General features: G+C 59.8%; 21 protein-coding genes and 1 pseudogene. 17 read left to right on the forward strand and 5 right to left on the reverse strand.

Going from position 1 to position 21,070, the window contains the following annotated elements; genetic code table 11:
* Nucleotides 1–117: 117 nt before the first annotated feature.
* From ACK3BK_RS07620 to ACK3BK_RS07675, 12 genes and pseudogenes are all read left to right on the forward strand, one after another.
* A pseudogene (locus ACK3BK_RS07620) lies at nucleotides 118–513 on the forward strand (EndoU domain-containing protein); the annotation flags it as partial.
* A gap of 5 nt (nucleotides 514–518) precedes the next feature.
* Complete coding sequence (locus ACK3BK_RS07625) at nucleotides 519–773, forward strand: MafI family immunity protein (protein WP_411384037.1); 255 nt, start codon at nucleotides 519–521, stop codon at nucleotides 771–773.
* A 143-nt stretch (nucleotides 774–916) separates the two neighbouring features.
* On the forward strand, nucleotides 917–1,141 hold the full coding sequence (locus ACK3BK_RS07630; protein WP_411384452.1) for a polymorphic toxin type 24 domain-containing protein: 225 nt from the start codon (nucleotides 917–919) through the stop codon (nucleotides 1,139–1,141).
* A complete protein-coding gene (locus ACK3BK_RS07635) occupies nucleotides 1,141–1,611 on the forward strand; it encodes a hypothetical protein (protein WP_411384038.1) in 471 nt (156 codons plus the stop codon). The genes ACK3BK_RS07630 and ACK3BK_RS07635 overlap by 1 nt, the downstream gene beginning before the upstream one ends.
* A gap of 139 nt (nucleotides 1,612–1,750) precedes the next feature.
* A complete protein-coding gene (locus ACK3BK_RS07640) occupies nucleotides 1,751–2,095 on the forward strand; it encodes a DNA/RNA non-specific endonuclease (protein WP_411384039.1) in 345 nt (114 codons plus the stop codon).
* Between the two features lie 2 nt (nucleotides 2,096–2,097).
* Nucleotides 2,098–2,628: an SMI1/KNR4 family protein gene (locus tag ACK3BK_RS07645; protein ID WP_411384040.1), complete on the forward strand. Its 531-nt coding sequence runs from the start codon at nucleotides 2,098–2,100 to the stop codon at nucleotides 2,626–2,628.
* Nucleotides 2,629–3,144: 516 nt separating this feature from the next.
* Nucleotides 3,145–3,741, forward strand: a complete 597-nt coding sequence (locus tag ACK3BK_RS07650) for a hypothetical protein (protein WP_411384041.1) — start codon at nucleotides 3,145–3,147, stop codon at nucleotides 3,739–3,741.
* A gap of 708 nt (nucleotides 3,742–4,449) precedes the next feature.
* On the forward strand, nucleotides 4,450–5,478 hold the full coding sequence (locus ACK3BK_RS07655; RefSeq protein WP_411384042.1) for a hypothetical protein: 1,029 nt from the start codon (nucleotides 4,450–4,452) through the stop codon (nucleotides 5,476–5,478).
* A gap of 261 nt (nucleotides 5,479–5,739) precedes the next feature.
* Nucleotides 5,740–5,985, forward strand: coding sequence for a CPCC family cysteine-rich protein (locus ACK3BK_RS07660; RefSeq protein WP_411384043.1), 246 nt, complete (start codon nucleotides 5,740–5,742; stop codon nucleotides 5,983–5,985).
* Between the two features lie 296 nt (nucleotides 5,986–6,281).
* Nucleotides 6,282–6,686: a transcriptional regulator gene (locus ACK3BK_RS07665; protein ID WP_411384044.1), complete on the forward strand. Its 405-nt coding sequence runs from the start codon at nucleotides 6,282–6,284 to the stop codon at nucleotides 6,684–6,686.
* A gap of 99 nt (nucleotides 6,687–6,785) precedes the next feature.
* Nucleotides 6,786–7,712 (forward strand): DMT family transporter, encoded by a 927-nt coding sequence (locus ACK3BK_RS07670; protein WP_411384045.1) that lies wholly within the window; start codon nucleotides 6,786–6,788, stop codon nucleotides 7,710–7,712.
* Between the two features lie 397 nt (nucleotides 7,713–8,109).
* The gene (locus ACK3BK_RS07675; RefSeq protein WP_125930463.1) at nucleotides 8,110–8,355 is read left to right on the forward strand and encodes a DUF3077 domain-containing protein; all 246 of its coding nucleotides are present in this window, start codon (nucleotides 8,110–8,112) and stop codon (nucleotides 8,353–8,355) included.
* A 159-nt stretch (nucleotides 8,356–8,514) separates the two neighbouring features.
* On the opposite strand, the gene ACK3BK_RS07680 is transcribed toward ACK3BK_RS07675, so the two are convergent.
* Nucleotides 8,515–9,687: a YbfB/YjiJ family MFS transporter gene (locus ACK3BK_RS07680; RefSeq protein ID WP_411384046.1), complete on the reverse strand. Its 1,173-nt coding sequence runs from the start codon at nucleotides 9,685–9,687 to the stop codon at nucleotides 8,515–8,517.
* 106 nt (nucleotides 9,688–9,793) lie between these two features.
* Between ACK3BK_RS07680 and ptrR the strand changes: the two genes are divergently transcribed.
* Nucleotides 9,794–10,687, forward strand: coding sequence for a putrescine utilization regulator PtrR (ptrR, locus tag ACK3BK_RS07685; RefSeq protein WP_186721211.1), 894 nt, complete (start codon nucleotides 9,794–9,796; stop codon nucleotides 10,685–10,687).
* Nucleotides 10,688–10,811: 124 nt separating this feature from the next.
* The gene (locus tag ACK3BK_RS07690; RefSeq protein ID WP_256093825.1) at nucleotides 10,812–10,940 is read left to right on the forward strand and encodes a PA1414 family protein; all 129 of its coding nucleotides are present in this window, start codon (nucleotides 10,812–10,814) and stop codon (nucleotides 10,938–10,940) included.
* 225 nt (nucleotides 10,941–11,165) lie between these two features.
* Here the strand turns inward: ACK3BK_RS07690 and ACK3BK_RS07695 are convergent, their stop codons facing one another.
* Complete coding sequence (locus tag ACK3BK_RS07695) at nucleotides 11,166–12,545, reverse strand: sodium:solute symporter (RefSeq protein WP_411384047.1); 1,380 nt, start codon at nucleotides 12,543–12,545, stop codon at nucleotides 11,166–11,168.
* Between the two features lie 141 nt (nucleotides 12,546–12,686).
* Complete coding sequence (gene speB / locus ACK3BK_RS07700; protein ID WP_063543768.1) at nucleotides 12,687–13,637, reverse strand: agmatinase; 951 nt, start codon at nucleotides 13,635–13,637, stop codon at nucleotides 12,687–12,689.
* Between the two features lie 227 nt (nucleotides 13,638–13,864).
* Here speB and ACK3BK_RS07705 point away from each other — a divergent pair, with 227 nt between their 5' ends.
* From ACK3BK_RS07705 to ACK3BK_RS07715, 3 genes are all read left to right on the forward strand, one after another.
* Nucleotides 13,865–14,758, forward strand: coding sequence for a LysR family transcriptional regulator (locus ACK3BK_RS07705; RefSeq protein ID WP_186666854.1), 894 nt, complete (start codon nucleotides 13,865–13,867; stop codon nucleotides 14,756–14,758).
* A 140-nt stretch (nucleotides 14,759–14,898) separates the two neighbouring features.
* On the forward strand, nucleotides 14,899–16,464 hold the full coding sequence (locus ACK3BK_RS07710) for a methyl-accepting chemotaxis protein (RefSeq protein ID WP_411384048.1): 1,566 nt from the start codon (nucleotides 14,899–14,901) through the stop codon (nucleotides 16,462–16,464).
* A gap of 304 nt (nucleotides 16,465–16,768) precedes the next feature.
* Nucleotides 16,769–17,368, forward strand: a complete 600-nt coding sequence (locus ACK3BK_RS07715; RefSeq protein WP_411384049.1) for a tRNA-uridine aminocarboxypropyltransferase — start codon at nucleotides 16,769–16,771, stop codon at nucleotides 17,366–17,368.
* Between the two features lie 131 nt (nucleotides 17,369–17,499).
* On the opposite strand, the gene ACK3BK_RS07720 is transcribed toward ACK3BK_RS07715, so the two are convergent.
* Nucleotides 17,500–18,855, reverse strand: coding sequence for an HlyD family type I secretion periplasmic adaptor subunit (locus ACK3BK_RS07720; RefSeq protein ID WP_186710093.1), 1,356 nt, complete (start codon nucleotides 18,853–18,855; stop codon nucleotides 17,500–17,502).
* A gap of 54 nt (nucleotides 18,856–18,909) precedes the next feature.
* The gene (locus ACK3BK_RS07725; RefSeq protein WP_411384453.1) at nucleotides 18,910–21,045 is read right to left on the reverse strand and encodes a type I secretion system permease/ATPase; all 2,136 of its coding nucleotides are present in this window, start codon (nucleotides 21,043–21,045) and stop codon (nucleotides 18,910–18,912) included.
* Nucleotides 21,046–21,070 lie beyond the last annotated feature (25 nt).

The following is a 21,070-nucleotide window of genomic DNA, read 5'->3' on the forward strand; positions in this document are numbered from 1 at the left end:
AATTTTGAGTTTGTCGCGCCGGATGGAAAGCTGTATTTCTATAGCGAGTCGGCGTTGGTGCCCAAGGAGGGTGGGAACCTTGCGGGGTTGGCGGCGGCGGAGCGGGAGATTGCGGCTGGGAAGGCGGGTGGGGGGGGGGCAAAAGGACTTGGAAAGAATTACGTTGACATTCTTTCTCCTGAAGCAAAGCAACATATTTTGTACGGTGATAAGCCAGGCAGTGGTGGACATATGTGGCCGGGACAGGAAGGGAAGACAGTTTTTCCTGAAAGTTGGTCAGGAGATAAGATTGTTGACGCGGTCGGCGATATCACGACATCTCCGAATACTAAGTGGTACGCGCAAACTGGAACCGGTGGCGCTTATACAGTTAAAGGAGATGCTGCTAAATGGGTCGCTTATGAAACTCGTGATGGCGTACGAATGCGAGTTGTATATCAGCCGGCTACAGGAAAGGTTGTTACTGCATTTCCTGATGATGCTCCAATTCCACCTTACAAACCAATCAAGTAGGATTTATGTTTGCGGATCGTATCATTAGGTTTGGGAGAAAATTTGAAGGTCGATTAAATTCCGATCTTCTCCAAGGCGCCTTGGATTATGTCGCGTATAGCGAAGAGAACCTAGCCTTTGAGATACTGTGTGATCATATTTGCGAATATGATATTTCTATAACGGACGAAGAATATAGAGAGGCTGTTCTGCTGATTCTAGATATGGGGCTTGATTTGGATGAAGGGCCATTTAAGCACCTGCTGGGGTTGAAGCAGTAAAGAACTAGAAGTTAGTTGGTGCAAAAGGAATACATTCCCCTTCCGTGCCTCGCAATGCCAGCAACCTTGCAGGCGGCCCGCTGCAAAACGCAGCCCAGATAAGCGGACGCTTCAAACTTGATGGTGGGCCAGTCAATGGGACGGTGTATAGAGCGGATAACCAAGGAAATATTACGAGCTATGCTGTGTACGATTCGGCAGGAATGATTGTTAAGAGAGTTGATGTTACTGGAGCTGCACATGCAAATGTGCAAACTCCGCATGTGATTGAGTACGGTAGAAATAAGTTGCCAGATGGGACGATTAGAGTTCAATCACCCTCGACAAAATTAGCACCAAGACCCGCTAAACCCGAAGAGATCCCATAATGAAAGTTAAAACAATTCATTCCATGTTCGGCTTGGTTCGTTATGAGTCTTGGAAGTCGGGGTGGGCGGAAAAAGACGAGATTGATGAGTTTTCCTATATAAGCAGTCAGTGCAATCCTGAGGACGTATTGCTGTCGAGCAGGCTTTTTTTTCCTGATTTTGTTGTTGATGGAAATGGGGTTTTTTTAGAAAGTAAATATGATGGCGGTGTTGTTAGGTGTTGGCTGGATCAATTCAATGGTGACGTGCAAGCAACTGAAAAAATGATCAACCATATGCACATTTATGATGTCTTTGAAGGGTGCTCTGAGGACGTCGATAATAGGGTGTTCGAACAGCTGGCAGAGGTGATGGCATTCTCCTGGCGGTTAGTTTTGAGAGAGAAATTCTCTGACAAGAAATTTAGTGTTGTGGTTTCTAACTCAGATCAGGATTATGGTCCAGTGATTACATTTTTTCAGATAACTTAATGGGGCAAAAGCAACTCCAGAAAGCAGCTACTCGACGCTCGCCAGGCCAAGTGCAAATGCTCCAAGCAACATAATTCTTGGCGACCTCGACTCACTTGGTCGACCTACGGGAGTTACAGCAGTCCTCAGGGAGAGTTCGTTGGGAAGCGGTTCGAGTGCTAATCCAGCAATTCGACCTCCAGGTTTTGAGAGGCAGCCCGCTAGCCATGCGCGAGGACATTTGCTTGCGAATTCACTAGGAGGGGCTGGTGATGATGCAAGAAATTTGGTGACACTTTTCCAGCGCAACGCGAATCATCCAAATATGAGCTCATTTGAGCGTCAAGTCAGAGGTGCCGTGCAGAGTGGTGAAACAGTAAGCTATAGGGCGATTCCTATTTGTACAGGTGCAAACCCAATGCCAACCGGTGTGACGTTGTCTGCTCGTGGCTCAGGTGGTTTTACTCTTGATGTATCAAACCCGAACATAAATGGGGTAAAGTAAGTATGATAAATGAGCTGATTAGTATTCTTCCGCCACCCTCTCCGCGAGCCTTTGATAAAGCCGCTTGGGTAAACTTTGAAGCTGATAAGGATCTGCGGCTGCCCAACGATTTCAAGGAGTTTATTTCAATTTACGGGTGCGGAGTAGTAGACGATTTTGTGTGGGTGTTAGATCCTTTTTCTCAAAATCCAAATTTGAATTTTGAGAAAAGTAAATACTTTTTAGACGCGTACGCTGTAATGCGGCAGGAGTTTTTGTCGGACTATCCAAGGCCAAATTATCCTGCGGAAGGTTCTTTTCTTCCTTGGGCGGTGACAGATAATGGAGAAACTTTTGTTTGGTTGGTTGAGGGGCAGCCAGATTCGTGGAGAGTTGCTATTCATAGCTCGGATCAGGGAGGCGAAGAGGTCTACAGTTATGGCTGTGTTGAGTTTCTTTTAAAACTTCTTGGTAGGGATGTCTCGTCAAAAATTCTACCTAGTCAGTTCCCTCCTGCTGATCTAGATAAGCATTTTTTTACAGCTGCTGATTAGGTCCAAAAGCGACAGGCGGTGCCGTAGAACTAACATTTGACAAAGCTACTCGGACTTGGACAACCCCAGCAGGTCTAGACTATGGACAAGGATCGGTTCAAAGAAACAGAGTTTTGCATGTTTTAGAGCATGCGGAGCCGAATCCGGCCAAGACAACGCATAGTGTCTTTAGTACGGACAGAAAAGTATTAACATTAACCCCGGTTGTTCTGGGCAGCTTTGCGTCAGTGTCGGAAATGCTGATCATGCTAGCTATTTCTTAACCAATAAGCGTCCGGACGGGTCTGTGGTTGTGTTCGAGGTAGATGCGGGTCTTCATAGGCAGATTATGGATAGTGCCGTGCCTCAACGACCCATCCCTGGTGTTCCACGAGATCCATCAGCACCCAAAATCGTAGATCCGAACCAGCCAGGTACTGCGCTGGAGCTACCCAAGGTATGGGAGTCGCTGCTTGAAAAACACTCAAGCAACGCGCGGGTGTGCTCACAAAGCGAATTTCTGAAGGAGTTTGGACGATGAAACTAAGCCAGGCACTATTTGGCGAGTTGTGGGATGGTGAAAAAAGCATCTGTATTTTTGTTCATTTGGGGCGATGCTTTTGGGTTGTGGATTATAAGTATAACTTCTGTCTGGATGCGGAGAAGGATTATCGGGCCTATCTTGATAAGGGATATATAACAAAGGAGCAATATTTTTTGGCTTGCAATGAGTTTAGGGGTGGTCTTCTTAAACTTACATCAGATAACTTCCCGCAATACATTGGCGGCGATGGGAGGCAGATTCTTTCACAGGAAAATCTTAAGAGTATCCTTATGATGGGGCTTGATCTGGAGGGGGATTTGTATGAAAAAATTGAGCAGTACTATCTTTCTGGGGCGGAGCTGAATGTTAATTGTTTCAAGGCTGCTAATGCTGTTGCATCTAGGCTCCCGATGTTTTATGTGAATTTTGATAGGGAGATATACCTGCATATGGACAATGGAAGGGCTCATGAAGATTCGGCCTATCCTGGTTGGTTTGCTAAGTGTGCTGATTTCGGATACTTGATTCCGGACAGAGAGAAGTACTGGGTTTTGGAGTTTAAAGATTATTGGAAATTTAGATTTTTGTAGGTCGTCTGGCTTTATAGGCTAGAGGTGTAAAAGGGGCAGGTGGGGCTACCTCTGTAGGCGGGACGACTTGTGTTTATAAATGAATTGTTGATGGTGTGGCTCGTTATGTTGAAATAACCGACGACGGAGTTAAGCTCGGTCAAGCTCACCTCAGAGAAAAGGCATCACGATTGACAGAGTAGAGGGTTTACAGAACTTTTCACGTACTTGTTTCATGGGGAAGATTTTACTATAACTCTGAAAGGGCTAGTTTGAGTTGGCCCCTATGGAAAAGTTGTGTGTGGGCGTTTTCTTTTGTGGATGACCTCTCAGAGCTTTGGGTGGGGTCGACAATGTCTGCTGTTCAGGCAGTTAGCGACGAAGTTGAGTGTGTGTTTGCCACTATTAGAGTGGTTCTTCATGTGTAATTCGTTGCGAAATTATCGAGCAACCTAAATGCTATGGGCTTTCTGAGGCGTTTATAGACTTATTTCCATTTGGGCAAATCATTGTTGCAGGCCTTGGAAGCCTGAGTGAATGCTGGCAAGTATATGTTTGGGGTGGGATTTCCTAAAAGCCAAGCACAGATGATTCCTAATTTTAACACCGCGGGTTACCCATCAAAACCCGTGATCTCACCAACTAGCAGTAATGTGGTTTGTATGCAATAAACGTTGCGCGTTCGTGTGATACAGGCGGATGGCTGAAGTTCCAGTTCCTGCGCCCTGAGTGGACCCCGAGTACGCCGCGTACTACGCCAATAACCTGAACTTCGGCAAGTACGATCCCACGGCAGAAACGCTGGGTTCGGTGGCGGGTGTAGGCACGGCGCTGGGCGACATGCTCAAAGGCATGTACGGCCTGGGCAAGGGGCTGCTGACCGATACCCAGAACACCGCCTCGCAGGTGTCTCACCAGCTGATCAACTCCTTGAGTCATCCTGAAGCGGTGGTGCAGGAATGGCAGGACATGCGCGCCGAGGCGACCCTGTATCGGCTGCAGGGCAATCCTACGGCTGCGGCGCGGGTGGAAGCGGAGTGGCAGACCAAGTTCGTGATGAACCTGGTACCGGTCGGCAAGGCCGGGAAGCTGAGTCAGGTGAGCAAGACGGTGGCCGAGCGCGAGGCCATTGCCGAAGCGGTGGGCGGTGCGACGGGCAGGCAGGTGCCTGGGTTGCCGTCGTATTACCGCGATGGTTCAGGGGTTGGTGCGAACGTGGTGGCGCCGGAGGGGTATACGGCGGTAGTGAACCTGCGCACGGGCAATTTTGAGTTTGTCGCGCCGGATGGAAAGCTGTATTTCTATAGCGAGTCGGCGTTGGTGCCCAAGGAAGGTGGGAACCTTGCGGGGTTGGCGGCTGCGGAGCGGGAGATTGCGGCTGGGAAGGCGGGGGGTGGGGCAAAAGCTACAGGCGGTGCAGTAGAACTGACATTTGACAAAGCTACTCGGACTTGGACAACCCCAGCAGGTCTAGACTATGGACAAGGATCGGTTCAAGGAAACAGAGTTTTGCATGTTTTAGAGCATGCGGAGCCGAATCCGGCCAAGACAACGCATAGCGTCTTTAGTATGGACAGAAAAGAAATTTTAGGCGCTGTCGATGAGGCATGGCTCAAGAAAGGAAGTCCCGTGGTAGGTGATCCGGGAGCATATGTTGTGCCGATGGGTCGAGCTCTTGGTACTTCTGGAGAAACGAGTATTAAAATCATTGTTCGGCCTGGAACTAATCAGGTTATTACCGCCTATCCTATAAAATAGAGGGGTTATATATGCTGTGCCCAAGGTGTGAGCAGGGAGATGTTGTCAAGGCTAGAATTATAGCTAACGATACTTTCTTGTTTGTATGCCAAGAGTGCGAAGCCTCATGGCTTTTATACGAAAATATTGGGGTTAAGGATTTTTTCGACTACGGGACTTATATGGAAAAGCTAGGGCTGAAACCACTGTGGAGTGAGTTGGTGATCATTCCTGAGTAGGTGGAAAAGTTAACTGCTGAAATCGGCAATGGGATGTTAAGTAGTGGTATGCCCTTGTCCTTGTTGTGAATATTTGACGTTTGATGAGCGTCCTACCGGAACTTTTGAGGTTTGCCCTGTTTGTGGGTGGGAAGATGACGATGCACAATTCCGTGATCCCACTTACGGTGGCGGGGCGAATTCCATCAGCCTCGAGCAGGCCAGAATTAATTTCGTTACCATCGGTGCTATCGGCAAAAATTTCTTGAACTCTGTCCGTGAGCCATTTGTGGACGAGATTTCGGACTAACTCGGTGCAAAAGCAACTGCTAACGGGTTATGGCCGTGCTTTGTCGCGGCTGGCGCAGCTGTCGGCTATTCAGCACAGCTCAGATGAGCCGCGTTGATTTGTTTTGAGGTTTCTGAAGACAAGACTTGTCTCGAGTTCGGGGGAGCTGTAACCCGTGAGCAGGTTTGAAGTGCCGTAGATACCTGTTCGCAGGCCCCGAGCCGGTTCCAACCGTGTACTGTCAATGATTTGAACGGACCTCCAACGCCTCCGGTCCCATGCTGTGTACCCACCGTCCACTGCAAGAGGCCACTGCCATGAGCACCTACGACTGGGACCTGATCGAACGCTTGCTGCACGAGGTGCAGAACGGCGCCGGTCACAGCTTCACGCCACGCCCCTACGCCGAGCAGCATGCTGCGGCGCTGGCCGCCAAGGGCCAGCCAGTGGGCGATCTGGATCAGCTGAAAACCCGCGCCTGTGATTACGAAAAGCTGTTGCTCAAGGGCGGGTTCATCAAGAGCCGTCCTGAAGAAGATGGCGGCAACGGTGAGAACTTTGTGCTAACCGAGCGCGGCTCACGCCTGCTCAGCCTCATCGACAGCGCGATTCCAGGGGCGGACAGCCCGCGCTTGACGCTGGATCAGCAGGCAGATGCGCTGGATGAGTCCACCTTCGATCAGGTCTCGAGCAAGCCGCAGATAACACCGGGCGCGATTTAGGCTGGTATCGGCGGGGCGGGCGCACCGATAATCGGCAATGGATCCATTTTCTGACTGCCGAGCGTTGCCCATGCCCCTGACCCGCTACGAGGCCCGCCCATGAGCGCGGCCCGCAAGAACACCGACGCCTTTGCCCTGCAGGTGATGCTGGGGTTGTGCCTGATCTGGGGCTCCCAGCAGGTGATGATCAAATGGGCCGCCGCCGATATCGCGCCAGTGATGCAGGCGGCGTTTCGTTCCGGTATCGCTGCGGTGCTGGTCGGGCTGCTGATGTGCTGGCGGGGCGGCTGGGCGCAGTTGGGCAGCACCTGGCGCGCGGGTTTGCTGGCCGGGGCGTTGTTCGGGCTGGAGTTTCTGTTCATCGCCGAGGGGCTGAAGCTGACCTCGGCGGCGCATATGTCGGTGTTTCTCTACACGGCCCCGGTGTTCACCGCGCTGGGGCTGCACTTCATGTTGCCCAGCGAGCGCCTGCGTTTGTTGCAGTGGCTGGGGATCGCGCTGGCATTTGCCGGGATTGCCCTGGCCTTTGCGGGCGGGCTGTCGCTGGATCAACTCGATGGGCGGGTGCTGCTCGGCGATGCCATGGCGGTGCTGGCGGGGCTGATGTGGGGTGCGACCACGGTGGTGGTGCGGGCTTCGCGGTTGTCGGAGGCGCCGGCGACCTTGACGCTGTTCTACCAGCTGATGGTGGGCTTCGTCGGCTTGCTGCTGATGGCGTTGTTCAGCGGGCAGATCGGTGCGGTGTCGTTCACGCCGTTGGCATTGGGCAGCGTGCTGTTCCAGGGGTTGGTGGTGTCGTTCTTCAGTTACCTGACCTGGTTCTGGTTGCTGCGCCAGTACCTGGCGTCGAACCTGGCGGTGTTTTCGTTCATCACGCCGTTGTTCGGGGTGACGTTCGGGGTGCTGTTGCTGGATGAGCCGCTGAGCGTGAACTTCGTGGTGGGGGCGGTGATGGTGCTCGGTGGTGTGGTGCTGGTGAGTGCCGAGCCTTGGGTGCGGCGGCAGTTGCGCCGGGTGGTGGGGTAAGGTGGGCTGTAGCGTGTCTGATTTTTCCTAATTCTCGGGCGCCGGTGTCAGGTTTTGAGTCGTTAGGATCTATCCTACGCGGCTTGCGGAAGCGTCTTAATTGTCGTGGAAATGCGTCAGGGATAACTTCGCCGGGTCGTCCAAACGACAGGGTGTGAGAACCCTAATCACGATAGCGTCCGCTCTGCTATGGCAGCCGTGCGCGGGCAGGTTCGTCCTGACCGGTTCCCCTATCGTGGCCGGGTTCTCACCCCGCGTACGACTGCCACCCAATCCTGTGAGAACGAGCGAGTGGCAGTTCCTGTTTTTCACGATGGGAGTCATGCCATGAAAAAGCTCGTCCCCGATCCACCCCGCCTTACGCACGTTCCCCACACCGCAGTGAGGAAACGTGACCATGACTGATCTATCCAATGGCTACACCACCGCTGGCGTGGCGACTTTCCTGGACATGTACCGCGTACAGCCTGGCATTCCTTTCGAGCGGGTGCTGGAAGAAGTGTCGGTGATCCTTGGCTGTGTCCGCGAGTTGAGCGAGCAGGAACAGGTGGACCCGGTGAGCATCACCGCGCTGCACTACCTGAGCGCGATGGCCAAGGCGTTGCTGAACGACCTGGAGGTTGGGCGTAACTCGGTGCATTGAGGCCACAGCCCGGCTATGAAACCGCCTCGACCGGTAGGGGCGGGCTTGCCCGCGAAGAAGATATCGCGCTGCCTGGCACGGGCTACGCCCGTGTTCGCGGGCAAGCCCGCTCCTACAGGGATTGGGCTGGTCTTTAGATTTTGAGCAAGACAGCTGCTCCTACACAGGGGTCGCCAGTTGCTCTGCGGCGCGTTGATCCGACCTGCTTGTCGCCACCAGCAACCCGGCGACCCCCAGCCCCGCAGCCGCCAGCAACAGTGCGGGTTGCAGCCCACCGCTGAAGTGGTTGCTCAGCGCGGCCAGCAACGGTCCGCTGAGTTGGCCAAGGGCGAAGCAGGCGGTCAGCAGACCGGCGTTGCGCTGGGTGGCGTGGGGTGCAAGCTCCCGTGAGCGCTGCATCACCAGTTGCATGCAGGCCAGGAAAGGCGCGCCACACAGCAATACCCCGAGCCCCAGTCCGATACCGCCACCCAGCAGGCAGGCCAGCACGCCCAAGGCTTGCAGCCAGAGTGTGGCGGTCAGCCAGACGCTGGTGCGACCAGGGCCGCGCAGGCTGACGATCACTACGCCAAGCGCCGCAGCCAGGCCGAAGCCGGGCCAGAACAGGTCGGCAAGCCACTGTCCCTGGAATTGCTGGCTGGCCATCTGCGACAGAAAGGTGGCCGGCAGGATGTAGCCAATGCCGTACAGCGCATAGACCACCGCCAGACGAGCTATGCCGCGCTGGTGTGAATGAGCCTGTGCCGGTGCGTTAGTGGTCGCAGGCGTCAGCAGGTGGGCGCGGGGCAGCCACGGCAGCACGGCCAGCAGCATCACCAGCGCGGCCACCGAGTACATCAGCCACAACGCGGCCGAATCGAGGCTGAGCAGGTGCGCGCCCAGTGCCAGGAAGCCGGTGATGGCGATCCCCACGCCGGGGCCTGCGAACACCAGGGCGCCGAGTCGCGCACGGCCGTGGCTGCTGGCCACGTGCTGGCTGAGGCTGGTCAGCATCACCAATGCCCAGGCACTCGCCACACCGGTGCCGAAGCGCAGCAGCAGGTGGCTCCAAAACCCGTTGGCGGCCCAGGAGGCCAGGGTCAGCAGCACGCACAGCCACAGCCCGGCATGCAGGCGCAGGCGCACCTGGTGCGGGTGGCGAGCGAACATGCCGTCCACGGCGCCGATGAAATAGCCGAGATAGTTGGCAGCGGCCACCAGGCCGCCTGCGGTCAGGTCGAACTGGCCCTCGGCAATCAGGCGGGGCATCTGCGGGGTCAGGGCGAAGCGGCCGATGCCCATGGCCATCATCAGCGCGACGGCACTGGCCATGAGTTGCAGTAAGGGCGACATGGGAAGACTCCTGCGCAGTGGTAAGCGATGGATGGCAGGGTAGGGGTTCTTGACTTTCAATAAAATTGAATAATGATGATCAAGTTGTTCTGTTTTGGAGAATGTCGTGGACTTCAGCCAATTGCGAATCTTCCAGGCCGTCGCCGAGGAGGGTTCAGTGACTCGCGCCGCCGAGCGCCTGCACCGGGTGCCGTCGAACCTGTCGACGCGCCTGCGTCAGCTCGAAGAGCAACTGGGGGTCGAGTTGTTCCTGCGCGAGCGTCAGCGCTTGCAACTGTCGCCGGCCGGCAAAGTGTTGCTGGACTATGCGCACAGGCTTTCGGTACTGCGCGATGAAGCCATGGCGGCGGTGCAGGGCGGTCAGCCAGCTGGGGACTTCATCATCGGGACCATGTACAGCACCGCGGCCATCCAGCTTCCGGCGTTGCTTGCGCGCTACCATCAGGCCTATCCGGCAGTGAACCTGCAGGTGCAGGCCGCGCCCAGCGGCGAGCTGTTGCAGGGCCTGCTCGAGCGCCGCCTGGACGCCGCCCTGGTGGATGGCCCGCCGGGGCTGGCCGGGCTCGATGGCGTGCCCTTGTGCGAGGAGCAACTGGTGCTGATCACCAGCCCCGAGCACCCGCCTGTGCATAGCGCGCGTGATGTGGCCGGGCGTTCGGTATTCACGTTCCGTCAGGGGTGTGCCTACCGCATGCGTCTGGAGGCTTGGTACGCGCACGACCACACGCCCATGGGGCGGGTGATGGAGATCGAGTCGTACCAGGGCATGCTGGCGTGTGTGATCGCCGGTGCCGGGGTGGCGATGATGTCGCGTTCGATGCTCGACAGCCTGCCGGGGCGCGAGCGGGTCAGCGCGCATCCGCTGCAGGCGCCGTTCGATCATGCCGAGACCTGGTTGATGTGGCGCCAGGGCATGTGCGGGGCGAATTTGCAGGCCTGGATCGACCTGCAACAAGGTGAAACAGTAAACCGGCTGTCGGAGTACGGCGTTTCCGCTTGATCTGCGGCAAAATCGCCCATATCTGTAAGGTTAGACGCAGGCGATATACAGAACATGGGACTATGATCTGTATGAAGCATCGCAGGACTGATTTGCCGCAAGGCTGACCCGTGAAGGGGGCACTATGAACAAGCGCATGTACAACTGGCTCCACGACCTTGCCGTCGCCCTTGGCCTGGTACCGCCGCCATTGCAACCGGTACCGATCCCCACCGACGAAGAACAGCGCAAGCGCCAGCCGCGTCGGCGCTGATTAGCGCAGGAAAAAGGCCGCTGCATCCTTGGGGGATGCGGCGGCCTTTTGCGTTTTTGCAAGGGGGATCTGTGGTGTGGCTTTCGTAGTGCATGGCACCGGCTTCGCCGGTGATCGCGGGGCCAGCCCGCTCCCACAGGGATTGGGCTGACCTTTAGATTTTGAACAAGACAGCTGCTTCCACAGGGTAGGGGCGGGCTGGTCCGGAGATTTTCTGCCCTGGAATCAGGCCAGGTTCACCGCAGCCGTCGGTCTACGCGACATCAGGCTGACCACGATGAAGCTCACCAGGCCCACCGCCAGGCTGTAGTAGATCGGCGAGTTGGCATCCAGGCCGTCCTTGAACATGAAGAACAGCGCGGTGGCAAAGCCCAGCGACATGCTGGCGATTGCACCCGGGGTGGTGGCGCGTTTCCAGAAGATCGCCCCGATCAGCGGGATCAGCATGCCGCCGACCAGCAGGTTGTAGGCCAAGGTCAGGGCACTGATCACGTCGTTCACCGCCAGGGCGATCACCAGCACTGCCACGCCAGTGAGCAGGGTGAACAGGCGGTTCACGCCCAGGCTCGAGCGCTTGCCGCCACGCAGCTTGGGCAGCAGGTCTTCGGTCAGGGTGGTGGACGCCGCCAGCAGGCCGGCGCTTGCGGTCGACATCATCGCCGCCAGTGCCGCCGCCATCAGCAGGCCACGGATGCCGTCGGGCAGGGTGGTCTTGATCATCTCGGCGAAGGCGTTGTTCGGGTTGGCCAGGTCAGGCATCAGCACATGGGCGGCCATGCCGATCAGGGCACAGGCCAGGCCGTAGATCACGCAGTACACGCCTGCGGCGGTGCCGGCGCGCTGGCAGACCTTCTCGTCACGTGCGGTGAACACGCGCTGCCAGATGTCCTGGCCGATCAGGATGCCGAAGAAGTAGATCAGGAAGTAGGTGATGATGGTATCCCAGCCGATGGTGGTGAGCTGGAAGCTCGCCGCCGGCAGCTTGGCCACCAGTGCATCCCAGCCACCGGCCTTGTACAGGCACACCGGCAGGAGGATGAACATCAGGCCCACGGTCTTGATGACGAACTGCACGATGTCGGTGAGGGTCAGCGACCACATGCCGCCGATGGTCGAGTAGACCACCACCACGCCACCGCCGAACAGCAAGGCCATCCAGAACGGCACATCGAGCAGCACTTGCAGCACGGTGCCCATGGCCAGCGTGGAGACCACGCCGATCATCAGCGCGTAGGCCAGCATGATCACTGCACTGGCCTGGCGCGCCATCGGGTTGTAGCGGCGCTCCAGGACCTGGGTCACGGTGAAGATGCGCAGGCGCAGCAGCGGTTTGGCGAGGAACAGGTTCAGGGCGATGATGCCCAGGCCCAGGGCCGCGCACAGCCAGAAACCGGAAATGCCGTGGACATAGCCCAGGCGCACGGTGCCGACGGTGGATGCACCACCGAGCACGGTGGTGGCCATGGTGCCCATGTAGAGGGTCGGGCCGAGATTGCGTCCGGCGACCAGGTAGTCTTCGTGGGTTTTCGCCCGCCGCATGCCGTACCAGCCAAGCCCGAGCATGCCAGCGGCGTAGATCAGTACAACAATGATGTCCAAGGCCATGGGTGTCTCCGATTATCTTTATTATGCGAGATCGATCGCTCGGACGCTCTCACCGCGTCCGGCGCTCCTCATCGAGTGTTGGCGGGCCTCTATGGCCCTGACCCACGGCTCCTGCCTGGGTATTGCAGGTGTTTCAGGTGATCAGCGACGCACCACGCCGGGAAGCACGCAGAGCATTTCGAACAACAGGTTGGCGCCCAGCAGCGAGGTGTTGCCGGTGGTGTCGTACGGTGGCGAGACCTCGACCAGGTCGCAGCCGATCAGGTCCAGGCCGTGGCAACCGCGGATGATTTCCATCGCCTGGATGGTGGTCAGGCCGCCAATTTCCGGGGTGCCGGTGCCTGGCGCCCAGGCCGGGTCGATGCCGTCGATGTCGAACGACAGGTACACCGGGCCACCGCCGACCTTCTCGCGCACTTCGGCCATCAGCGGCTCCAGCGACTTGTGCCAGCACTCTTCAGCCTGCACCACGCGGAAGCCCTGGCGGCGGCTCCAGTTGAAGTCGTCGGCGGTATAGCCCTGGGCGCGCAGGCCGATCTGCACCACCCGGTCGCAGTCCAGCAGGCCTTCCTCGACGGCGCGGCGGAAGGTGGTGCCGTGGGCGATCTTCTCGCCGAACATATGATCGTTGACGTCGGCGTGGGCGTCGATGTGCACCAGGCCGATCTTGCCGTGCTTTTTATGCAGGGCGCGCAGGATCGGCAGGGTGATGGTGTGGTCGCCACCCAGGGTCATGGGGATGACGTTGTGTTCGAGGATTTCGTCGTAGGCTTCTTCGATGATGCGCACGGCGTCGAGCAGGTTGAAGGTGTTGATCGCCACGTCACCGATGTCGGCGACCGACAGCGAGTCGAACGGGGCGGCGCCGGTGGCCATGTTGTACGGGCGGATCATCACCGATTCGGCGCGGATCTGCCGCGGGCCGAAGCGGGTGCCGGAGCGCAGCGAGGTGCCGATATCCAGTGGCACGCCGATGAAGGCGGCGTCCAGGCCTTCGGCGCTTTGCAGGTGAGGAAGACGGAGCATGGTGGCGATGCCGCCGAAACGCGGCATTTCGTTGCCGCCCAGTGGTTGGTGGAGAATCTTGTCCACGGTGGGCCTCATCAGTCGGTCGATTGTTCTGTTTGTTCGAACCTGTGTCGCGGCACGCTCGGCAAGCGCGAAGGCGCCGGCGACCAGGGACATTTCGGCCAAGTCTGCGCAAGGTAGTGCGCGGAAAGAATCGCTACCGACAAATACTTACTTCAGGAATTTCTGAACTATCGACGCGCAGGCGCGGTAGACTCTGGCGCATTTCCACTCGACGGAACCCGTGCGCCATGGCCTCATCGCTGCCCGACCTGAAACTGTTGCGCATCTTTGCCAGCGTGGTGCGCCACCAGGGTTTCGCCAATGCCCAGCGCGACCTCAACCTTTCCACGTCGGCCATCAGCACCTACATGAGCCAGCTGGAAAGCGCCCTGGGCCTGGTGCTGTGCCACCGTGGGCGTGGTGGTTTCAGCCTGACCAGCAAGGGCGAGCTGTTCCACCAGGAGACCTTGCGCCTGCTGGGCGAGCTCGACGGTTTCGAGCAATACGCCGCGGCGCTCAAGGGTGAGCTGCGCGGCACCCTCAACCTGGGGGTGATCGACTCCACCGTTGGCGATCGCGCGCTGCCCCTGGCCGAGGCGATCGGCGCCTACAGCCAGGAACACCCGGCCGTGCACTTGCACCTGTCGGTGTCCAGCCCTTACGAGCTGCAGCTGGGTGTGCAGGACAACCGCCTGGACCTGGCCATCGGCGCCTTCTCTTCGCGCATGAGCGGCCTGGTGTACCAGCCGTTGTACCGCGAGCAGCACTGGCTGTACTGCAGCAGCCGCCACCCGCTGTTCAGCGAGCGGCGCATTCCGGCGCAGGTCATCACTCAGCAACGCATGGTCGGGCGCGGTTACTGGAGCCAGGCGGAGCTGGCTCGTCACGGCTTCAAGCACAGCGCCGCGACCGTGGAAAGCATGGAGGCGCAGTTGATCCTGATCCTGTCCGGTGCCTACATCGGTTACCTGCCCGAGCACTATGCCCAGGCCTGGGCCGACAAAGGTGATCTGCGGGTGTTGTCGCCGTCTACCTTCGGCTATCAGGCGCCATTCTCTTTGATCATCCGCCGTGGGCGCAGCCGCGAACCGTTGATCCAGACCTTCCGCGACCTGCTCAAGTCGCAGTTGAATGTGGGCTGATCGTCGTTGCCGAAAATACATTCCGTCAGGTCGGGAACTTTTCTTACAAATGCTGATCCCGCACGTGAAAAAGCTCTGCTAAACCTTTACTTGCTTTGATGAAATTTCCCTCTCATCTACACAAGCAAGGACCGCCCGAGATGCGCACGAATCTGCCCGTAACCGAGCATGAAAGAACGTTCTCCAGCGAGCAGCGGTTGATTTCCACCACCGACCTGAACAGCCGGATCACTTACTGCAACGACGCGTTCGTGGCGATCAGCGGATTCACCTACGACGAGTTGGTGGGGCAGCCGCACAACCTGGTGCGCCACCCCGACATGCCGCCGTCGGTGTTCGGCCATATGTGGGAAACCATCAAGCAAGGCAAGCCGTGGATGGGGGTGGTGAAGAACCGCGCCAAGAACGGCGACTTCTACTGGGTCAGCGCCTATGTCACGGCGGTCTACGAGAACGGTCGCATCAGTGGCTACGAGTCGGTGCGCTCGGTGCCGACTCGCGAACAGATTCGTCGTGCCGAAGCGTTGTACGCACGCCTGCGGGCCGAACGCTCGCCGGTGCCCTGGGCGGCGCGGCTGGGGCATGGCCTGGGGACTGGCTGGCCACTGGTGGGTGCCGGGCTGATTGCGGCGGCAGGCTACCTGTGGCTACCGCCCTATGCGGCGCTGGGCCTGCTGATGGTCAGCCTGTTCAGTGCCTGGTACCTGATCGAACACCGGCAGAATCAGGCCATTCGCCGTACCCTGGCCGAGCATCCCAAGGCTTTCACCAGTCCGCTGGTCGCCCTGACCTACAGTGACAACCCGGGCCTGCGCGGTCAGCTCGACCTGGCGATCATCAGCGAAGAGGCGCGTCTGCAGACTGCGCTCACGCGGCTGGTGGATGCTGGCGTCGGGGTCAAGTCACGGGCCGCGCAGTCAGCGGAACTGTCCGATGCCCAGGCGCAGATGCTCGACCGACAGCGCAGCGAAACCGACCAGTCGGCGACCGCTATCGCGCAGATGGCGGCGACCATCCAGCAGGTCACCCATAACGTGCAGAGTACCGCCCACGCGGCCGGCGATGCCGACCAGCTGGCGCAGCAGGGCAGTGACCTGGCCCAGCAGAGCCTGCGCGCCATGGGCAGCATGAGCGAGGCGGTGAACGACATCGGCCAGGCAGTCAATGCCCTGGCCGAGCAGACCCAGTCGATCGGCAGTGTGGTGGATGTGATCACCTCGATTGCCGAGCAGACCAATCTGCTGGCGCTCAATGCCGCCATCGAAGCGGCGCGTGCCGGGGAACAGGGCAGGGGCTTTGCGGTGGTGGCTGACGAGGTGCGTTCGCTGGCCCAGCGCACCCGCACCTCCACCGAGGAAATCCACCAGATCATTGCCTCGCTGCGTGCCGGTGCCGAGCGCGCGGTGAGCAGCGCCAGCCGCGGCGAGCAGATTTCTCGCGATAGCGTGCACAGCGTCGAGGCGGTGCAGTCGGCGCTGGCGGGTATCGTTCAGGCGGTGAGCCGCATTACTGGCATGAGCCAGCAGATGGCGACTGCCTCCGAGCAGCAGAGCCACGTGGCGGAGGATATCAACCAGCAGATCGTGCGCATTGCCCACCTGTGCGACGAAAGCGCCGGGCAGGCGAAGCAGGGGGCTGAGATCAGCCAGGATCTGGAGCGGATGGCGGAGTACCTGCATAGCCTGGCGGAGCGGTTCAATCGTTAGACGAGTATGGTGACGCCGGCAAACCTGCTCCTGCCAGGCACTGCGATCTGCTGTATGTCGCGAAAGGGCTGCGTAGCAGCCCCGTGCATTCTGTGTAGCTGCACTGATCCTGGGGCCGCTGCGCGGCCCATCGCGGGACAAGCCCGCTCCCACAAGTACATCACATGCCTCGAATGCGGTGCTGTCCTGTGGGAGCGGCGGTTCGGCGTCCCGACTTGTCCCGCGAATGGCCCGCAACGCGGCCCCCGATTTCCGGCATATAGTCCCGGCATATGGCAAAATCCCTCCGCCAACGGAGACCCCCATGCCCAGACCCCGCTGCGAGCGCTGCCAGCGTCCGCTCGCCCATTGCCTTTGCCCACTGATCCCGTCACTCGACAGCCGCACCCGCGTAGTCCTGCTGCAGCACCCCAGTGAAACCAGCCACGCCCTGAACACCGCCCGCCTGGCTGCGTTGGGGCTGCGCAATGCCGAGCTGGTGATTGGCGAAGTCTTCGAGGATCTTCCTGCACTGCTGGCCACCCCCGGCTATCGTCCGGCGCTGTTGTTCCCGGGCGAGCAGGCCGAGGTGGTGTCGGCCTATGGCGAAGGCGATGCGTTGCCGCTGCTGCTGATCGTCCCAGACGGGACCTGGCGCAAGGCACGCAAGCTGCTGTACCTCAACCCGCTGCTGGAGGGCTTGCCGCGGGTGACGCTCGGCCAGGTGCAGCCCTCGCGTTACCGGCTGCGCAAGGCGCCGGAGGAGGGTGCGCTGTCGACCTTGGAGGCGGTGGTGCAGGTGTTGAATGGGTTGGAACAGCCCGCGAATTTCGATGAATTGCTCAGACCGTTCGAGGCATTGATCGAGGGGCAGATCAGCGCCATGGGGGCTGAGACCTTTGCTCGGAATCATGGGCAAGGATGACGGATTGGCGGGGGCCTTTTCGCGGGCAAGCCCGCTCCCACAAATTGGACTGCCCCATAGCATTCTGAATGCTGTGGGGCCCCTGTAGGAGCGGGCTTGCCCGCGAAAAGGCCCCCCCAATCTCACGACCCTCACCGCTCGCGCATCGCCTCGGTCCTGGCCTTCATCACCGGCTTGAGCAGGTAATCCAGCACGCTCTTCTGCCCGGTGATGATGTCCACCGTCGCGGTCATCCCCGGGATGATCAGCAGCGGCTTGTTGTCCCCGCCCAAATGGTTCTTCTCGGTGCGCACCTGGATCAGGTAGAACGCATTGCCCTTGTCGTCGGTGACAGTGTCGGCGCTGATCAGCTCGAGTTTGGCCTTGAGCCCGCCATAGATGGTGTAGTCGTAGGCACTGAACTTGACCATCGCCACCTGCCCCGGATGCAGGAACGCCACGTCCTGCGGGCGCACCTTGGCCTCGATCAGCAGGTTGTCCTCGATCGGCACGATCTCCACCAGGTCGCTGCCGGGCTGGACCACGCCGCCGATGGTGTTGACCTTGAGCAGCTTGACGATGCCACGCACTGGCGACACCACGGTGGTGCGGTTGACCCGGTCGTCGATGGCGATGCTGGTGGCGGTGATCTTCGACAATTCCGTGCGCTTGTCATTGAGCTCCTTGGCCGCGTCGGAACGAAAACTCGCCTCGGACTCCTGGATCTTGCTGCGAATCTCGGCAATGGCCGCTTCAGCGCGAGGAATGGCCAGGTTGGTCGCGTTCAGTTGGCCGCGGGCTTCGACGCTGCGCTGCTTGAGACGCAGGATCTCCACCGGAGAAATGGCGCCTTTGCTCACCAGTGGCGACGACATGTCCAGCTCTTGCTGCAGCAGCCCTACCGCTGAACGGTACTGATCGACCTTGGAGCGGAATTCGGCGAGCTCCTGGGTCTTCTGCCGCAGTTGTTCGTTGAGCGTCTGCTTCTCGCTGGTGAGCCGGCGCTGACGCGACTGATAGAGGGCGATTTCGTCTTCGGCCACCTGCGGTGCCTTGGCGCGAATTTCGTCCGACAGCGCGAAGGGGCGCCCTTCGGATTCGGCCGACAGGCGCTCGACCTGTGCGGTCAGGGCGTAGCGGTCGGCTTCGCTCTCGCCCTTGTTCGACTTGAAGCGGGTGTCGTCCAGGCGCAGCAGGGTGGCGCCCTTGTCGACCATCTGTCCTTCGCGCACGAAGATCTCGGTGACGATGCCGCCTTCGAGGTTCTGGATCACCTGCACCTTGCTCGAGGGGATGGCCTTGCCTTCGCCGACCGTGACCTCGTCGAGCACGGCGAACTTGGCCCAGACCAGGGCCACCAGCAACAGCGCTGCTGCCAGCCACACCGTGATGCGCGACAGGCGCGGCGAGTCCTGCAGGGTGGCGCCGGCCAGCTCCGGCATGTAGTCACGCTCGGCATGCTTGTCGGCGCCGGCGAGATGGCTGCGAACGCTTTGGCTGAGGGGCATGTCTACCTCCGATGAAAACCACGGAGCCTCTGGCAGCGCCGTTCTTGACGTCGTTTACAGGGCTGCGCCGACACGGCCTTTGCGCAGGGCGTCGATCACCGCGTCCTTCGGCCCGTCGGCCACCACCTTGCCGTTGTCCAGTACCACCAGCCGATCCACCAGGCTGAGCATCGAGCTGCGGTGGGTGACCAGCAGCAGGGTCTTGCCGGGCACCCAGGCCAGCAGGCGTTGGCGCAGTTGGTCTTCGCTACTGTTGTCCATGTGGCTGGTGGGTTCGTCGAGGATCAGGATCGGCGGCTCCAGCAACAGTGCGCGGGCCAGCAGAACGGCCTGGCGCTGACCGCCGGAGAGCAGTTGGCCACGCTCGCCCAGCGGGCGGTCGAAGCCCTGCGGATGTTGGCGGGCCAGTTCGCTGACGCCGGTCAGCTCGGCGACTTCGAGCATGCGCGCATCGCTGACGTGGCGTGCGCCCAAGGTCAGGTTGTCGCGCAGGCTGCCTGCCAGCAGGGGCATGTCGTGGGCGACATAGCCCAGCTGGTTGCGCAGGTCGGCAATATCCAGTTGGCGCAGGTCGAGGTTGTCCAGCAGCACCTGGCCTTCGTCAGGGTGATGAAACCCCATCAACAACCGCCCGAGCGTGCTCTTGCCCGAACCGCTGCGGCCGATGATGCCGATGCGCTCCCCGGGTTTGATCGACAGGTTGATGTCGTTCAGGGCAGCGGCAACCTGGCCGGGGTAGCGGAAGGTCACGTGGCTGATGCCCAGGCCGCCTTGCAGCGCCGTATGCTCCAGTGCCTGCTGGCCGGGTTGGCGCTCCTGCGGCAAGCTCATCAGTGCGTCGGTGCTGCGCATGGTCAATTGCGCTTGTTGGTAGCGGGTGATCAGCCCGGCGATCTGGCCCAGCGGCGCCAGCACCCGGCTGCCGAGCATGTAGCAGGCGACCAGGGCGCCCACGCTGAGGCTGCCGGCGATGATCGAGTAGACCCCCGCGACGATGGTGGCCATGCCGCAGAACTGCTGGATGAACAGCGTGCCGTTGCTGGCCAGGGCCGACAGGTTGCGGGCATGGGCGTCGAGACGGGCGATGGCGCCGTTGGTGTGTTCCCACAGATACTGGCGTTCGCTTTCGGCGCCGCAGGCCTTGAGGGTTTCCAGGCCGCCAAGGGTTTCGATCAGCAAGGCCTGGCGCACGGCGCCGAGGCTCAGGCTTTTCTGCACCGTATCGCGCAGGCGCATCTGGATGAACAACGCCACACCCACCGCCAGCGGGAAGGCCACCAGCGGGATCAGCACCAGCCAGCCGCCGAGCAGGCCGATCACCAGCAGCATCAGCACCACGAAGGGCAGGTCGATGATGCTGGTCAGGGTGACGGCGGTGAGGAATTCGCGCAGGCCCTGGAAGTCGTGGATGCTCTGGGCGAAGCCGCCGATGCTGGCCGGACGTGCTTTCATGGCCATGCCGGTGATGCGCTCGAACAGTGTGGCGGACAGGATCAGGTCGGTCTTCTTGCCGGCCTGGTCCAGCAGGTGCGCGCGGACCATGCGCAGTACCAGCTCGAAGGCGGTACCGATGAACAGGCCGATGACCAGCACCCACAGGGTCGAGAGTGCCTGGTTGGGCACCACGCGGTCGTAGGTCTGCATCACGAACAGCGGCACCATCAGCCCGAGCAGGTTGATCAGAAGGCTGGCCAGCAGGGCATCGCTGTACAGCCAGCGTGAATGCTTGAGGGTGTCGCGAAACCAGGCTTCGACCCGTGGCAGCAGTGGCGTACGCAGGTCTTCGAGGGTATGTCGCGGGCGGGCGAACAGGGCTTGCCCGCTGTAGGCCTGCTCCAGCGCCTGGCGCTCGACCCATTGCTCGCCACCTTCGGCCTCGCACGGCAGTATCAGCGCCCGTCCATCTTCGCTCCAGCGTTGCAGCACGGCGCTGCGCCCGTCACCAAGCAGCAACAGTACCGGCAGGTTCAGCGGGCTGATCGCGCCTAGCTCGCGGCGCAGTACTCGCGCCTGCAGCCCGGCGCGTGCGGCGGCTCGGGGCAGCAGTTCGAGGCTCAGGCGCTGGTCGGCCAGCGGCAGGCCGGCACACAGGCTGGCGCGGCTGGCCGGGCACCCATGAACCTTGCACAGGATCAGCAGGCCATCGAGCAATGGATCATCCGCAGCCAGGTTGGGCTGCGTGCTTTGCATACTGGTCACGATGGCCTACTCCTGC

The organism is Pseudomonas sp. L7 (assembly GCF_046605565.1).
GTDB lineage: Bacteria > Pseudomonadota > Gammaproteobacteria > Pseudomonadales > Pseudomonadaceae > Aquipseudomonas > Aquipseudomonas wayambapalatensis.